This window comes from Francisella uliginis, from assembly GCF_001895265.1.
GTDB lineage: Bacteria > Pseudomonadota > Gammaproteobacteria > Francisellales > Francisellaceae > Francisella > Francisella uliginis.
The window spans coordinates 331,867-348,944 of record NZ_CP016796.1 but is presented as its reverse complement, the minus strand read 5'-3'; the positions used below and the strand labels follow the sequence as shown (position 1 = coordinate 348,944).

The following is a 17,078-nucleotide window of genomic DNA, read 5'->3' as shown; positions in this document are numbered from 1 at the left end:
ACCTTTATATAGAAATTTCTTTTAATTTTTTATTTTGAAAATCACTTATGTATAAATGATTTTTAGTAACAATAAATTTTAAACCATACCTAACAACTATATCTTGTATTTTCTTATTAGGATATATAATTGGTTCTGTAACATTTATCACATCAGTATCTTTTGTATACTTATATTGAAAATAATGATCTCCACTATAAGTCAAAATATAATAATCATATGCATCCTTTTTAACTACTAAAGGTCGATTAGAAACATTTTCGCTTAGTATTACCGTTTGTCTTTTGACTTTATGAAGATTGTTTACATTATATACAACCATCTTTTTACCAGCAAAAATATATAATGGACTCTGCGCAAGTGTATAAGTTGGATCTAGAGCAACTGCATAAATATTATTGTCTTTAATTTCTCCTAAACCATTAATACTATCCTTCACAGATACCGAATAGATATTTTGTAATGGATCATAATCTAAATCTTCAACAATAACTGCTAACTTATCGTCACTATCACGACGAGTTATGAGAACTGCTAAGCTCGGCTCTGAGTTGTTCTTTTCAAAATACCATGAAATTGCAGCTATGCTTGATGGTGGATCTAAAATATCAATTGGTGTTGAAAGGTCTAAAGCTGCTTTATCAAGATTGCTAATAAGATCTTTAAGCTTGGTTCTAAAAATATACAGATGGTCCTTATCATATATAGCCATCATCATTTGCCAATGACCTTTCTTAAGATTCCAACCAATATTGATTTTATAATTTCTTGAAAGATCTAAATTTCTTAAACTTATAACTTGTGCTTGATTATTTACTGAAATCAAAAGCCAATTATATTCTTTTTTTATAAAACCAGTAAATCCAACTTTGTTATCTTTAATTTGAGAATTCTTATCTAAGCGATAAAATTTTTCTGAATTATTCATCCTACTCGTATCAACATATGGCACATTAATAGGAATAATTGAGGAATTATAATTTATCATCGCATGCTTCGGCAAACTTTTATATATAATATCTTTAGTTATCTCAAGGTTATTTTTATACGTAAGCCTATGGATTATATTACTGCTAACTGCTGAAGGTAAAGCATGGTATAGTTCAGCATCAATGTTTTTATTGGAAAAAAGTGGCTGTTTACTTTCTAAACTATTGTCAAAGTCATAATTACCTAGACTTTTTTTACCAATCTTTATTGAGCCTTTATTAACTATCTGCTGTATATACTGTTGTTCAACTGTAGCTATTGTTTCTTGCTGTATCAAACTTTTTACACTAAGTAGATTGTACCTAAAAATATAGACTAAACTAGAAACTGTTACTAAGATAACAAAACCAAATATCATAATAGATACTAGAGATGAGCCTCTTAACTTTTTTATAGCTTTTAATTTCTTATCAATCATGGCAATAAGATAACCTTTTCAAAGCTTTTATCTTTTATTTTAAATGATATCTTGATTGCCTTTGCTTTTATATCATCTAAATCAATATTTCTAGTTATACTCCTCCAATAAAGATGTTGCCTATTCAAAATAGAGTAACTTACCTTTAAATCATCAACTCCATCAATAATAGGATATGAAACTCCCTTGTTTGAACCATCCTTAGTATATAAATATAATGAATAATTTAGCTTATCAGGATTATTTATATCATGACTAGCAGCTATATAAAATATTTGTATACTATATTTACCTACGTAATCTCCCTTATGATATTCACTAAACGGATCAATGGCTAAACTAACTCTATTTTGCTTTTTATTTACACCAGCTATCTTAACAATGTTAATATCATTATTATTACATAAAGCAAGATAATCATTTTTTTCTAGCTGTTCAATAGAATCTAAATGTAAGTTCAAGTTGACAGGTCTACTAGCCAAGCTAGTAAATGTATCTTCACTTTTTATCATTATATAGTCTGTGCCGGCTTGATATAAACTCCCTTCTTGATTTCCCAAAGAATCATGCAAAAAACTACTGATTGATGATACCTTACCTATTCTAACTGGTGAGCTATCGTACATAAAACCAAAATTTACTGTATTTTCACCTGTTCTATTTGTATATTTTTGGTTCTTGGCTCCATATTTACAAGAAAGGCCTGCATTTGTTATTGCATCATAAAGTATTCTTTTTGTAGTTAATTGTTTGATATCTAGATCTGTTTTTTGTTTTGCTTGTGTATATATTTTTTTAGAAGATATATATATATTAATAGCCATGGTAATAACTATTGCAGATATTGTAACAGCAACTAAAAGCTCTACTAATGTTATACCTTTACTAAATTTGTTTTTATTTATATTTTTTTGCATATTACTAAATTTAGGATATTAACTAGATTTATTATGTTTAATAACTTCTTTTGATACAGTAATTCCAGATTCTTTGTTTTCTCCAACAAATTTCACTAAATTAGAGCTTGATCCTTTTACCTTCAAAAAATCATTACCTTGTTGAGTAGAATTTTTATCAAATTTCCCGGTAAGAATATAACTATCAACCTTTTTATCTAACTCCTGAGATAATTGCACCTTTTTTTCTGATGTAACTGATGTCATTAATGTTGAGTTTATTACTAAAAAAGACGATGTTAATATAAACAAGCCTATCGCTGATGAGATTAAGCTCTCTATTAAGGATAGCCCTTTGTGTCTCTTTATATTTAAGAGATTTCTCATCACTGATTAATATTATTTAAATAAAAGTTTTGGAATATATTAACACATCTTCACTTTAAAGCTAACTATATGCTAATTATTTTAATCTGCTTGATTTACTTTTAACTCTAAAAGGACTTCTTTTATAACCTCTTTTTCAACCTTATATATTTTTATCAAAAACTCTGGCTGATCCCAAACACTATTTTCATTAATACTATTATCTAAAACGTAATTTAATAAATCTAAAACAGTATCAGCTGGATAATCAGAAAGATCAACCCCAACCAATCTTTCTACTGCATATACAGGAGCATCTGCCTTTATTAAAAATCTATTTGCTGCTAGTGTCAGCCAAGGCTCTTTAACAAGATGAAACTCATCGGATATCCTACCTATTAGAATAGTCAACAAATTATCTAAAGTAGACCTCTTGCGAAATACTAATTATTCACCATATATATAGAAAGATTGCTTAAGAGATCCATAAAAATGCAAATAAGCTACGCAATATTGTCAAAGAAAGCCAGAATATTTAGAAAACTAACAGGTTTAAAACTAAAACATTTCAATAAAATCTTAACCGATGCCTCAAAATCCTTAGATGAAGGATTTCCAAGGATTGGCAGAAAGCCAAAAGTTGATAATCATGCAGATAGATTATTGTTAGTTTTAATATATTATCGTTGCTATATGACACAAGAATTTTTAGGCTACTTGATAGGATTAGATGAATCAAATGTAAATCGCCTAATTAGACGAGTAGAGTTACTACTAGTTAAAGAAATACATATAAAAAAAGATAGAAGCATGACTAATCAAAAAGTAGAAAGACTTTTAATAGATGCAACAGAACAGCCAATCCAGAGACCTAAGAAATTAAAACGAAGAAAGGCTAACTATTCAGGGAAGAAAAAAAGCCATACACAGAAAGTAGAAATAGCTATCAGTGAAGCAGGTCAAATAGTTAATGTTTCGAAGGTTTATCCAGGCAGTGTTCATGATATAACTGTTCGCAGAAAATCAGATAAATTAGCTCGTGATGTTGATAAATATTGTGACAATGGCTACCAAGGTATTCAAAATGAATCTACTAAAGTAAAACTCCCCTATAAAAAGCCCAAAGGAGGTTCTTTAAGTATAGAGCAGAAGAATTATAATAAATGGCTTAGTAAGATTAGGATTTATGTTGAGCATAAAATTGCAGAAATTAAAAAGTTTCGTATACTGGGTGAAACCTATAGAAGTTTTGGTAAAAAAGCTAATCTTAGGTTTAATTTAGTGGCTGGAATAGTTAATTTACAAAACGGATTCTAAAAAGAAAATACCTACTTAGAAATAAAATGCCTCTGAAGTAGTATTTCGCAAGAGGTCTAGTTATAAAACCTACTAATTTATGATTTTTATAGACTAATGCAAAATGTGGTTTACCTTGCTGAAATTTTCGCAATACATCTATTAATTGATCATGATGTGATACTTTAAGTATAGGTCGTAACTCTTCCTTTCTAGATTCATCATCTAATGCGCATAAAATATCTTTAGTATGTATAACTCCTATAATATTCTTACTCTTACCTCTATAAACTGGGTATCTTGTATATAAATGCTTTTTGACGACCTCAAGCTTTTGTTTACTTGATAAATCATAATCTATAGCAACCATTTCCTTGATTGGTCGCAGAGCATCTATTGCTTGTAAATTAGAGAACTCTACTATTCTTAGTAATATATCTCTATGATCTTCAGTCATCGGCTCTCTAAAACGACTACTTTTAAGAATAAGCTTTATTTCTTCAGTAGTATAGCCATATTCAGTATCAGAAACTGTGTCTAGTTTAAAAACTTTAAGGAGTTTGTTTGCAGTCTCATTAAGAATCCATATAAATGGCAACATTGTCCAATAAAATATATAAAGAGGAATGCATGTCAGTAAAGATAGCTTTTCTGTTTGTCTTATAGCCATAGATTTTGGCATTAGCTCACCTATAACTATATGCAGAAAAGATATCACAGCAAAACCCACAGCAAATGCTATAAATTTTGTGATCTCTACTGATACAATTCCTAGATATAATAAAAATGGCTCCAATAGCTTAGAAAATGCAGGCTCCCCAACCCAACCTAATCCAAGAGAAGCTAGCGTGATACCTAATTGACAAGCAGAAAGATAAACATCAAGATCATTATGTACTTTATATAATATTCTACCTCTTAGACCTTTTTTTTGCTTTAAGATTTTCGCTTGCGAATGTCTAAGCTTGACTAAAGAAAATTCCGCAACTACAAAAAAAGCATTTAGCAGGACAAACCCAAACGCTATAACCAAGTAAAATAAACTTTCATATTCAATCATATTATAAATTTTATTATCTTGCTTTACCTAGTATAGCAACACATAAAATTGTATTCAAAAATAAAAGTATACTTGGCAACATGCACAAGAAATACATATAAAAATCTGTTTGAGGATAAAATTTTAAAGTTGAATAAATAGCTACAGCTAAGCCAAATGTTGAAAACGCTAGCTTACCAATATTATCATAGATAATTTGCGGCCAACCCTCAATCTTATCAAAAACCTTACTCGTAGGCTTCCAACCTTGCGGTTTATTTAAATAATAGTTTATTTCAGCTTTTATACCGCACCAGAATACGAAAGATGAAAGCATAAACATTGATACGTATATCTGTGATATTTTACTTAAAAAACCACCTTGAATATCTCCATACCAATAATACCAAAAACTTAAAATAAATAACGGAACAAGGGTTATATTTACAATTAAAACAAACTGTGGATCTCCTTTAGGAAAAAGCACTAAAAGCAATGCAAATATAGGAAATCCTGAAGCTACTACTTTAAACAAAAGATATAACATATCAAGCTTCACTCTAAAATGAAGATTTGGTGATCTTATTATCTTTGACATATGCTTGTGCATAACTTGCATACCTCCAAATGACCATCTCAACCACATTTTCTCAAACTCTTTCAAAGATGTAGGTACCCACTCGCCTGTCTTAAGAAACACCGGCTTACTTGTAAAACCTGCTTCATAACATCTAAAACCTGCTGCAATATCTTCAGTTACCATAACTTGAGATTTGTAGTACTCCTCCCACTTAGATATCGCATTAAGTGCTTTTTTATTCCAAATACCATTATGCCCTTGATAGTTACAATAACCATATTTACCTACAAACTCATTAAAATACCTAATTGTATTTTGAAATATGCTAGCAACCTTGGTAACTAAGTTAGTGCCATAATTAGTACTTTCTATTAGAAAGCTTATAAATCCTAGCTTTGAATCTTTTTTAAACTCAGATAGTCCTACTTTAAGTGCATTTGCTGGTAATGTTGAATCTGCATCTAAGAATAGAACATAATCAAAACTAACATTTTCCATAGCAATATCTAGATTACGCGGCTTAAAGCCTTCAGTGCCATCTCTATGAATAAATCTACAAGCTATGCCATCACGCATATTCTTTTGGCTAACGTACTGGCGCCACTTAATAAAATCTTTATTATCTAAATCACTGTTGTCTACAACAACTATTTCTTTATTCTGCGCAGGATAATCTAAATCATATGCTGAATCAAAAGTCATCTTACAAACATCAAAAGGTTCATTACGAGTTGTAATAACTATTGAGCACTTAAGATCTGATGTTTCTGTGACTATTTTATTTTTTTTACGCGACTGATATAAACTATCGATAAAGCAATGTAAGCTTAGGATTATCCTATAACCCAATAAAAAAAATGTTGGTAAAAGGATAACCAATACTACTACAGATATAAATGGATGAGAATTATAGTCTGCACCTAAAAAAGTTTGTGTCACGTAAGCAACAAAGCCAAAACTCAAAATAGCATATATAATACCAATGAGTTTAAGCCGATCTTTTTTTGAAGATATAAATAAATATAATAAAAATAAAAGTAATAAGGATAGTAAAATTATTGCTGCCATAAATCGTCCTGCAAACGAAACATTATACAATACCATAAGTATTATTGTTAAAGCTAATGTTCGTCCCATCTAAAAATCACGAAATCAAATGATAAGAATTCTACTGCAAAACAACCTAAGTAACAATATTATATTTAATTTATAATGCTTGTTTCTCTGTACACGACAAAAAAAGTTGAGTTAGCTGACTAAAGCCTTATATATTCATTATTTGGAACAGATGAAAAAGCACCTTAATCAGCTAACAGGAAGTTTATCTAAAATATTTGATTGGCACAAGTCAAGAATAGATTGCTTTAGCAATCTATTACTTGGACTAATATCAGCTCAAACTGTTAATCTATCGAAGATAGCTAGATACTTTAAAAATAATAATCTGATAGAGTCAAACTATAGAAGAATCTACCGTCTTGAAAATCAAGCACTAAATTGCATATTTTGCTTAACCATAGCATTGAGAGTTACAAGCATTTTTCTCATAACAGCAACTATAGCAACCTTTTTGATTTTACCATTTTCTAATAAACGATTATAAAAATCCTTCATCCTAGAGTTAAACCTAGTAGCTACTAATGCAGCCATATACAATGTTTTGCGTACTTTAGAGCGACCATACTTAATTGCAGAATAGCCGCTTTTCATACCACTCTGATTTGTAATAGGTGCTACACCAACTAAAGCAGCTATTTCTTTATTGTTAATTCTGCCAATTTCAGGTAAATCACATACAATACAGCAGGCAGTATTTGCACCAATACCAGGCATCGATGTTAATATGTCAAACTTGTTAGCTAGTACTTTATCTTCATTTATGATTGCCATCATGTGTTGCTCTATTTTCTCTATCTCTTTCTTCAGGTATTTAAGCATTCTTTCACTCGATGATTTCAAGATTTTATCTTTAACCAAACCTAAACGACAAGCCTCTTGATGATGAGTCTCTTTAAGCTGACCTAGGCGAGAGCTTAGTGCATTCAACTCTAGATCTTGATCGCTAGGTAAGCCTCGTATATCATCGTCTTTAATAAACGCACCATAAGCCTTTAGTACTTTTGCATCTATAGCATCAGTTTTTGCTAAACATCCCATGGCTTTAGCAAATGAAACCACCTTGTTAGGGTGAGCTATGTGGACTTTTATGCCAAAGCTTTCTAAACATTTTGCTGGCAGAACTTCATAACCTCCAGTACTTTCTAATACTGCTAAAACAGCTTCGTTTTCTTCAAAATGCTTTTTTATGAAAGAGTTGATGCTACTCTTTTTCATGGCTATACGCTTAACTTTGCCTTTATCGCCATAGCAAACATCTATCCACTTTTTTGATATATCTATTCCTAAATACTTTATTGTTTTATCTGTCATGTTTGGTATCCTTTTTATTAGGCTCATAATCGCGGGATTGTACATTCGGTCTTTGATGACCTTTCTACCGTTCGCGTTTTAAAGTCGTGATTGAGATGAGCTTTTTGATTCTCACGGTTTTCAATAACCAATCCAAGGTCAAAGTCTCATCTCTTTCTTATATTTTATCAAGGATGATAGAATACAAGATTAATCACTGTTTATAAGATACAATCCAAAACTTCTTCAAGGAAGTAGAGTTTGATATTAATGATATAGCCCAATTCAGTATACAACATCTTTTATCAACTAAAGATAAATTATATCTAATTCTTGATAGGACAAACTGGCAGTTTGGAAAAACAGATATAAATATTCTAGTTCTATCAGCTGTGTATAGACCTCTTGCGAAATACTAATTATTCACCATATATATAGAAAGATTGCTTAAGAGATCCATAAAAATGCAAATAAGCTACGCAATATTGTCAAAGAAAGCCAGAATATTTAGAAAACTAACAGGTTTAAAACTAAAACATTTCAATAAAATCTTAACCGATGCCTCAAAATCCTTAGATGAAGGATTTCCAAGGATTGGCAGAAAGCCAAAAGTTGATAATCATGCAGATAGATTATTGTTAGTTTTAATATATTATCGTTGCTATATGACACAAGAATTTTTAGGCTACTTGATAGGATTAGATGAATCAAATGTAAATCGCCTAATTAGACGAGTAGAGTTACTACTAGTTAAAGAAATACATATAAAAAAAGATAGAAGCATGACTAATCAAAAAGTAGAAAGACTTTTAATAGATGCAACAGAACAGCCAATCCAGAGACCTAAGAAATTAAAACGAAGAAAGGCTAACTATTCAGGGAAGAAAAAAAGCCATACACAGAAAGTAGAAATAGCTATCAGTGAAGCAGGTCAAATAGTTAATGTTTCGAAGGTTTATCCAGGCAGTGTTCATGATATAACTGTTCGCAGAAAATCAGATAAATTAGCTCGTGATGTTGATAAATATTGTGACAATGGCTACCAAGGTATTCAAAATGAATCTACTAAAGTAAAACTCCCCTATAAAAAGCCCAAAGGAGGTTCTTTAAGTATAGAGCAGAAGAATTATAATAAATGGCTTAGTAAGATTAGGATTTATGTTGAGCATAAAATTGCAGAAATTAAAAAGTTTCGTATACTGGGTGAAACCTATAGAAGTTTTGGTAAAAAAGCTAATCTTAGGTTTAATTTAGTGGCTGGAATAGTTAATTTACAAAACGGATTCTAAAAAGAAAATACCTACTTAGAAATAAAATGCCTCTGAAGTAGTATTTCGCAAGAGGTCTTATGAAGGTATAGCAATACCATTATATTATGATTTATTAGATCATAGAGGTAATTCTGATTCTGGATTTAGAATAGATTTAGTCAAAAAGTTTATTGCTAAATTTGGTAAACAACGTATTGGTTGTATATTAGGAGATAGAGAGTTTATAGGTCAAGACTGGTTAAGTTGGTTAGAATCTCAAAGTATTGATTATGTTGTTAGAATCAAAAACAACCTTATGACAACTAACACTAGAGGTTTCAGCGCTAAGGTCTCAACACTATTTGATGACTTAACTGTTCATGAGCATAAGGATCTTAGAGATCAAAGAAGTATTTGTAACCAAAGTGTTTATCTATCTGGCACTAGATCGCATACTGGTGAACTACTTATTGTAGCTAGTAATTCCAATAGTATAAAGAGACTGATACCTATTTATGGTATGAGGTGGGAGATTGAAAATTTATTTCAAGCTTTTAAGGGCAGAGGATTTAATCTAGAAGATACTCATTTGACTGATACTAATAAAATATCAAAGTTAATAGCTTTGATATCTATAGCCTTTGTATGGGCTCATAAGGTTGGAGAGTATAAAGATGCTAAAATAAAACCTATTCCTAGAAAAAAGCATGGAAGGTTGCAGAACTCTTATTTTAGGTATGGTTTGGATATGATTATTAATGCAATTCAAAAGATAGCTTTCTCTGTAAAAGACTTTTCTCTTTGCTTAAGAGTACTCAATAAAACAAATAAGGAACTCAAAATATGAAAATCATCGTGTACAGAGTGCTTGTTTATACTTATTATATTCAAGCTGTATTGATTCTTCTGGTTTTGAAGTTAACAAACTAACAATCACTATTAATATGCTACTAATTGCAAAGCCAGGAACCATAGCATATATTTTAAACCAGCCTCCTAAACTTGCAAATAATGGCCATATTAAAACTACCAATGCTCCTGATAAAATACCAGCTGTAGCGCCAGCCTTATTAATTCTAGACCAAAATAGTGAGAATATCACAACGGAACCAAAAGAGCTTCCTAAGCCAGCCCATGCATAACCAACTAGATCTAATATAGTCGTATTAGGATTTAGAGAGATAACTATTGCTACTATAGTTATTATAAGTACAATTAAGCGGCTAACATTTAATTGTTCACGATGTGAAGCATTCTTTCTTATAAACTTAGCATAAACATCTACAGAGAACGCACTCGATAGTGCTAGCAATTGTGCTGAGGATGTACTCATAACAGCAGAAAGAACTGCTGCTAATAGAACCCCTTCTATCCAAGGATTAAAAAATACTGATGATAGCTTTAAGAATACCGATTCAGGATTTATTTGACCGCCTTGAAAATAAGCTGCTCCAAGGATACCAACACATGCTGCCCCAATAAGTGCCAAGATCATCCAAATCATACAAATCCACATAGCTTGTGAAGTTTTATTAGGATCTTTTATTGCCATAAATCTCACAATAATATGTGGCTGACCAAAGTATCCAAGTCCCCAAGCAAGCAAGGAAATAATCGTAATTAAAGGAACTCCTGAAGTTACATCATAGAAACCTTTAATATCAATATTTGATAAAATACTTGTAGTTCCAGAGCTATCAAAATTAAAATAAACAACAATAGGTACTAGTAGTAAAGCAAAAAGCATTAATGACCCTTGGAAGAAATCAATCCAAGATATTGCTAAAAAGCCTCCTACACAAGTATAGATAAATATAATTGAAGCTGTAAGTAATAAGGCGCTATGATATGAAATCCCAAACATTGAGCTAAATAAAACCCCTCCAGAGACAAAACCCGCGCCAACATATATAGTAAAGAAAATCACTAAAACAATTGCTGTCAAAGTTCTAATTCTACCTGTACTATCATGAAATCTATTTTCAAAATATGCTGGAATAGTAATAGAATCTTTAGCTATCTCTGTATATATCCTTAATCTTTTTGCGATAACTCCCCAGTTAATAAATGCTCCGATTGATAAACCTAGTGGTAACCAAATTTGGTTAAATCCAGAAACCATAAATGCTCCTGGAAGAGCTAGTAGTAGCCAAGATCCCATATCAGAGGCACCAGCTCCTAGTGCAGCAATTGGAGCACTTAAAGAGCGCCCCCCTAGCATATAGTCAGAAACTTTTTTCGTTTGAAAGTAAGAATATAAGCCTATACCGAAAATAATAGCTATATATATAATGAAAGTAACCCAGAGAATACCTATTTGATCCATTTGTTAGATATTAGTTTTAAAAGTCATTTTTACAATCTAACATTTTAGAATTGTTTTTTAAACCTTGTTTATTGGGATTATAAAGTTTATTTGTCAAATTAACTTTATTAGAACTTAATCTTAATAAAATAGCACTTAAAATTTAAGATAAATTAAAACCTAATACAAAGGCAACTTGGCATGGGAGGTAGAAAAATTCTGAGGGAGCTAAAATTTAAGACATAAACTTCTCAACACCATCTTTAAAATCAAAACTATGCTCAGCTGTAATATGACGCACTGTTTTTGTTGTAGAACGCATAACAACACTATGAGTTACCGCAAAAGATCCTCTAAGTGAGCTTTTAACTCTCTTAACTCCTTGTAGCATATTACCATCAGTAACACCTGTCGCAGCAAATACAATATCTCCCGAAGCTAGATCATCAATATCATACTTTTTATCAAGATCTGTAATACCTAGACGATGTGCTCTTTGAACCTCTTCATCTGAATGAAAAACTAGTCTTGCTTGCATTTGACCACCTAAGCATTTCAAAGCAGCTGCTGATAAAACCCCTTCAGGAGCACCACCAGTTCCAATAAAGACATCGATGCCTGAACCCTCAGTAGCTGTTGAAATAACACCTGAAACATCACCATCATCTATTAAAATAACTCTAGCACCACACTCACGAGCCTCTTTAATAATATAGTCATGCCTAGGTCTATCCATTGTACAAACGACTAATGCTGATACATGAACTCCTTTGAATTTTGCAATTCTTTCTAGATTTTCCGTTACAGAGTCATCTAAATCAACAATTCCTTTTGGAGCCTTAATCCCACCAACTGCAATTTTTTGCATGTATACGTCAGGAGCATTTAAAAAACCTCCTTTATCTGCCATCGCTAAAACAGTAAGAGCATTTGCTCCGCCTTTTGATGTAATAGTTGTTCCTTCAAGAGGATCCAAAGCTATATCAACTTCACAACCACCAGCACCAACTTTTTCACCAATATAAAGCATTGGAGCCTCGTCAAGTTCTCCTTCACCTATAACAACAGTTCCATCAATATCAACCTCATTAAGAGATTCTCTCATTGCATCTACAGCAGCTTGGTCTGCAGCAATTTTATCTCCTCGACCCATCTGACTCCAAGATGCTAATGCTGCTAATTCTGTTACCCTAACCGCTTCAAGAGCTACTTTTCTATTCATTACTTTGGTCCTTTTTGTTTTATAGTTTCTTAACTATGGGGGTTAAAAAGTCTTCTATTACATTCTTTAATTGTATCAATTTACCATGAAAAAAATGGCCAACTTGATCCATCTTTACTAAAGTTAAATCTGACTTTACTTTTTTAAGAGTAAAATCAAAAACAGAGTTTGGATTAACTGTATCATCATCTATACCTTGAATAACAAACCATGGCACATTAGGCTCATTAAACTTAGTAAGATCAAACCTATCAACTGCTGGAGCAATCGTTATCAGTGCTACAACATTATCTAAATTGCTTAAGCCTTTATAGGCTATAGCTCCTCCAAATGAGAAACCACATAGTAATATTTTTTTTACAGAAGTATTTTCAGATATCCATTTACATAGAGAAAGTAAATCATCTAGTTCACCCTCTCCTTCACCATACTCACCTTGACTGCCACCAACTCCTCGATAATTAAATCTATACGATTGTATATTATGAGTTTTCATCGCTCGAGAAACAGTAGTTACAACTTTATTATGCATGCTACCTTGATATAGCGGATGAGGATGACAGATAACAGCTGCAACCTCTTGATTAGAATCTTTTACTTTATCATGAGCTACTTCGATTTGCCCAGCTTTACCTTGTATAAAAAAAGTATTCAAGACACAACCCTAAACATTATTTGCGCTTCCTAAATCACATTCTTCAAGTTTAACAATTTTAGTTTTTTTCACAAGCTTATAAACAAAATACATTACTATAAATACGATTAGTCCCACATATGTTGATAAAAACTCCAACAACATAGATATAAAGCTTCTATCATGTTGTGTAAACATGCTCAAGCCTTGACCAACAACAATAATGCAAACCATACCCAAAGCGATCAAAGGCGCCCATGGGAAAAATCTAGATTTATAAGGAAGTTTATCAACATCAAAACCTTGCTTAATATATGCCTTCCTAAACCTATAGTGACTAAGTGCAATGGTAAACCAAGCCGTAAAACCCGCCAAACTAGATACATTTATAAGCCATGTTAAAATCTCATTACTACCAATAAAACTAACAGCAAAAAATAGTGATCCTATAATAGCAGTAGCAAGCAGTGCAAATATTGGCGTACCATTTTTATTTATTTTAGACAAAAATGACGGTGCTTGTTTGATATTACCCAAATGCCACAGAGTTCTAGTAGCAGTATACATACTAGCATTACATGCAGATAATATCGCTGTAAGTATAATCACATTCATAACTGTTGCAGCAACCTTAAAGCCCAAATCGCTAAACACAATAGTAAAAGGACTAAAAACAGCTGACAAAGTATTACCATCAATTTGTTTAACATATTCGTTATTATAAGCAACTAAGAAACTAACTATCACAACTGTCACTACATAAAACACAAACAATCTCCAAAAAGTTTGCCTGATTGCTTTAGGTATAGATGTTGATGGATCTTTTGCTTCACCAGCAGTTACACCAATAAGTTCGCTCCCCTGAAAAGAGAAACCTGCGATCATAAACACCGTTATAAAACCCCAAAAACCATTATGGAATGGGGCATCTCCGACTGTCCAGTTTTCAAAACCAACTGGCTGATTTCCCATCAAACCAAATATTGCCAATGTCCCTACTACAATAAATATAACAACAGTAGAAACCTTTATAAATGAAAGCCAGTACTCAACTTCACCATATATCTTCACAGAAAATAAGTTCAAACCAAGTATTAAAAAGAAGAAAAGTGAGCTCCACACAATAGGATGAACTTCTGATGCTGGAAACCAATACTGCATAACAACAGCTGCAGCAATAACCTCAGTAGCAACAGTTACAGCCCAATTAAACCAATAATTCCAACCTGTAGTAAACCCTAACGCTTCATCCACATACCTTCCTGAGTACTCACAAAAAGTTCCTGTTACTGGTGAATGTGCTGCCATTTCGCCAAGGCTCGACATTAAGAAAAAAACCATAATAGCAATTAATACATATGCAATAACCGTTCCGCCTGGGCCTGCATCTGCAATAGCTTTACCAAGACCAATAAAAAGACCTGTACCTATACATCCGCCTAATGCAATCATTGACATATGGCGACTTTGTAAACTACGCTTAAGTTTCTGGGACATTAAACTTTCTTCTCCAACTATTTTTAGTTTTTTTAACTTCTACAACACAATAATTAAGATATAACATCTTAACTTTCTTTTATAAAATACAATATTTATTATCTCATTAATGACACATAAATCAATTAACCTTCGAATTCTCATAAGATTTTTAGCATACTCTTTCTAAAAAGATCCTACTAAACTAGCCACTGAGATGCTTGTTTTGCTTCACGCACTACTTGCACTTGACCCTTTATATAAATAATCTCTGCAGGTAATGTATGGCATAAGAAAAAAGGCATACTTTCTGTAAAACCATATGCTCCTGTTTGAGTAAATGCTAAATAGTCTCCAGACTCAGTACTATCAGCTAAATCAACTCTTCCTAAATGATCTATACTTGTACATAAAGGCCCATGAACTTCCATAATTGTATGATTTTCTTGATTAGCTCTTGATATATTTTTTACTGGGAATGCTTGGTTTGTAATAAATGGACGACCTAAATGTTGGCTTCCCCCCTCTAAAACAAGTAAATCTTTATCATAAACTTTTTTTCTATCTATCACTTTTGTTACATAAGCACCACATTCACCCACTGCATAACGACCTAACTCTAGCCAGAAGTCGACTAATGGATATTTCAGTTTCAAATTATTTAAAGCTTCTGCAACATCCTCAACTTTCAGTTCATTAGCTTGATTGTAGTAAGGTATTCCTAAACCTCCACCAAGATCTATAACTCTTAGATCCATTGAAATTTGATTTGCTAATACAACTAAATTTTCAGTAATAACTTCCCAAAGATGTACAAGCTTCTCTATATCTGTAATATTCCCCCACTGGAAGCAATGTAAACCTATTACATCAACATATTCATTTTTTATAGAGTTTTCTGTGAAAAAATTCACCCATTCTTCAGGTGCTAATCCAAAAGGAGTCACGCTATCGCCACCAAGAACATTCTTCTCACCAGAATTATCCCAACTGATCTGAACACGTAACAGTGATGTAACTTGAACGTCATAGTTTTTAGCTGCTTTTAATAGATCTTGATACTGCTGAACACTTTCAAGTACAAAAGTTCGTACACCTTTTTCAATAAAATAACAAATCTGCTTATATGATTTTGCTGATCCAGTATTTAAGATATTCTTAGGATCTACTCCTTGTTTTAGAACCTGGTCTAGTTCTCCACAACTTGCAACATCAAAAGATATACCCTGTTTAGCTACACTCTGAATTATACTTGATAATGGATTTGCTTTAACCGCATACCAAAGTTTTACTGTTAGTTTTCTTAAACTTATTAACTTATTCTCTAACGCATCTAAATCATAAAAAAAGAAGGGACTGCCTACTTCATCTGCTAAGTTAAGTAAACAATCTCTATGTAATCCCAAAGAAAACATTAACGTAACGCCTCCTCTAGAGTCAAAGCTTTATCACTTTTATCATCACGATATTTAATAATTACAGGACAATAAGATTGTAATCCATGAGCTTTTGCCCAACTTGTATTTATTGGACGTGATCCCGGTACAACAATAGCCCCCTCAGGAATTTTTTCTCCTTTATCAAGCACTCTTTCATTAACGCTATCATAAACTCTAACACCTCTTGAAAGAGAAACAGATGGTGCGATTACAGATCTTTTGCCAACGATGACACCTTCAACAATAATAGCTCCAGCACTAACAAATACATCATCTTCAATTATTACAGGATTCATCCCCACTGGCTCAAGAACCCCGCCAATTTGCACCCCAGCAGATAAATGAACATTTTTACCTATTTGAGCACATGAGCCAACCAATGCATTACTATCAACCATTGTTCCCTCATCGATATAGGCACCAGTATTTATATATGATGGTGGCATTATAATCACAGATGATGCAACATAAGCTCCTGCTCGTACAGATGAACCTCCTGGAACTATCCTAATGCCTTCTGATTTACTAAACTTACGTGGTGCTAGGTTATGCTTATCAACGAATCCTTCATAAGTACCATTATAATCAACATTCACACCAGCTTTAAAAGCCTCTAAAATAGCTTTTTTAACTTCAACATTTACTTGCCAGCTTCCATCACTTAATTGTTCTGCTGCTCTTATTTGCCCTGATTGAAGCGCATCTAAAGTCTCCTGCCATTCCATAATACTACTCTCCTATCTTTTCTATCCTATTAA

14 protein-coding genes and 3 pseudogenes are annotated in these 17,078 nt (G+C 32.3%); 4 read left to right on the top strand and 13 right to left on the bottom strand.

Annotated elements, in window-relative coordinates; genetic code table 11:
* Window positions 1-4 precede the first annotated feature (4 nt).
* From F7310_RS01765 to F7310_RS01750, 4 genes and pseudogenes are all read right to left on the bottom strand, one after another.
* A complete protein-coding gene (locus tag F7310_RS01765; protein WP_072711348.1) occupies window positions 5-1,408 on the bottom strand; it encodes a hypothetical protein in 1,404 nt (467 codons plus the stop codon).
* Entirely contained in the window at window positions 1,405-2,325 is a 921-nt protein-coding gene (locus F7310_RS01760; protein ID WP_072711347.1) for a PilW family protein, read from the bottom strand. Before F7310_RS01760 ends, F7310_RS01765 begins: the two co-directional genes overlap by 4 nt.
* Window positions 2,326-2,343: 18 nt before the next feature.
* Entirely contained in the window at window positions 2,344-2,691 is a 348-nt protein-coding gene (locus tag F7310_RS01755; protein WP_072711346.1) for a PilW family protein, read from the bottom strand.
* 81 nt (window positions 2,692-2,772) lie between these two features.
* A pseudogene (locus tag F7310_RS01750) lies at window positions 2,773-3,096 on the bottom strand (hypothetical protein); the annotation flags it as partial.
* 66 nt (window positions 3,097-3,162) lie between these two features.
* Between F7310_RS01750 and F7310_RS01745 the strand changes: the two are divergent.
* Window positions 3,163-3,987, top strand: coding sequence for a transposase family protein (locus F7310_RS01745; protein WP_072711046.1), 825 nt, complete (start codon window positions 3,163-3,165; stop codon window positions 3,985-3,987).
* 58 nt (window positions 3,988-4,045) lie between these two features.
* Here the strand turns inward: F7310_RS01745 and F7310_RS01740 are convergent.
* Together F7310_RS01740 and F7310_RS01735 are read right to left on the bottom strand one after the other, a co-directional pair.
* Window positions 4,046-5,026: pseudogene (locus F7310_RS01740) on the bottom strand (hemolysin family protein); the annotation flags it as partial.
* A 13-nt stretch (window positions 5,027-5,039) separates the two neighbouring features.
* Window positions 5,040-6,722 (bottom strand): glycosyltransferase family 2 protein, encoded by a 1,683-nt coding sequence (locus tag F7310_RS01735; RefSeq protein ID WP_072711344.1) that lies wholly within the window; start codon window positions 6,720-6,722, stop codon window positions 5,040-5,042.
* Window positions 6,723-6,873: 151 nt separating this feature from the next.
* Between F7310_RS01735 and F7310_RS10450 the strand changes: the two are divergent.
* Window positions 6,874-7,056 (top strand): annotated as a pseudogene (locus F7310_RS10450) (IS4-like element ISLpn9 family transposase); the annotation flags it as partial.
* A gap of 14 nt (window positions 7,057-7,070) precedes the next feature.
* Here F7310_RS10450 and F7310_RS01725 read toward each other — a convergent pair.
* Window positions 7,071-8,015, bottom strand: a complete 945-nt coding sequence (locus F7310_RS01725; RefSeq protein WP_072711322.1) for an IS110 family RNA-guided transposase — start codon at window positions 8,013-8,015, stop codon at window positions 7,071-7,073.
* Window positions 8,016-8,458: 443 nt separating this feature from the next.
* On the opposite strand from F7310_RS01725, the gene F7310_RS01720 reads away from it, so the two are divergent.
* Complete coding sequence (locus tag F7310_RS01720) at window positions 8,459-9,283, top strand: transposase family protein (protein ID WP_072711046.1); 825 nt, start codon at window positions 8,459-8,461, stop codon at window positions 9,281-9,283.
* A gap of 67 nt (window positions 9,284-9,350) precedes the next feature.
* Entirely contained in the window at window positions 9,351-10,091 is a 741-nt protein-coding gene (locus tag F7310_RS01715) for an IS4 family transposase (RefSeq protein ID WP_084645157.1), read from the top strand.
* A gap of 3 nt (window positions 10,092-10,094) precedes the next feature.
* On the opposite strand, the gene putP is transcribed toward F7310_RS01715, so the two are convergent.
* The 6 genes from putP to F7310_RS01685 form a co-directional block, all read right to left on the bottom strand.
* Complete coding sequence (putP, locus tag F7310_RS01710; RefSeq protein ID WP_072711342.1) at window positions 10,095-11,570, bottom strand: sodium/proline symporter PutP; 1,476 nt, start codon at window positions 11,568-11,570, stop codon at window positions 10,095-10,097.
* A gap of 214 nt (window positions 11,571-11,784) precedes the next feature.
* Window positions 11,785-12,771: a class II fructose-bisphosphatase gene (glpX, locus tag F7310_RS01705; RefSeq protein ID WP_072711341.1), complete on the bottom strand. Its 987-nt coding sequence runs from the start codon at window positions 12,769-12,771 to the stop codon at window positions 11,785-11,787.
* A gap of 19 nt (window positions 12,772-12,790) precedes the next feature.
* Window positions 12,791-13,426, bottom strand: coding sequence for an alpha/beta hydrolase (locus F7310_RS01700; RefSeq protein WP_072711340.1), 636 nt, complete (start codon window positions 13,424-13,426; stop codon window positions 12,791-12,793).
* Between the two features lie 9 nt (window positions 13,427-13,435).
* Window positions 13,436-14,902, bottom strand: a complete 1,467-nt coding sequence (locus tag F7310_RS01695; protein WP_072711339.1) for an amino acid permease — start codon at window positions 14,900-14,902, stop codon at window positions 13,436-13,438.
* A 179-nt stretch (window positions 14,903-15,081) separates the two neighbouring features.
* A complete protein-coding gene (locus F7310_RS01690; RefSeq protein WP_072711338.1) occupies window positions 15,082-16,296 on the bottom strand; it encodes a PLP-dependent decarboxylase in 1,215 nt (404 codons plus the stop codon).
* On the bottom strand, window positions 16,296-17,045 hold the full coding sequence (locus F7310_RS01685; RefSeq protein WP_072711337.1) for a 2,3,4,5-tetrahydropyridine-2,6-dicarboxylate N-succinyltransferase: 750 nt from the start codon (window positions 17,043-17,045) through the stop codon (window positions 16,296-16,298). Before F7310_RS01685 ends, F7310_RS01690 begins: the two co-directional genes overlap by 1 nt.
* Between the last annotated feature and the right edge of the window lie 33 nt (window positions 17,046-17,078).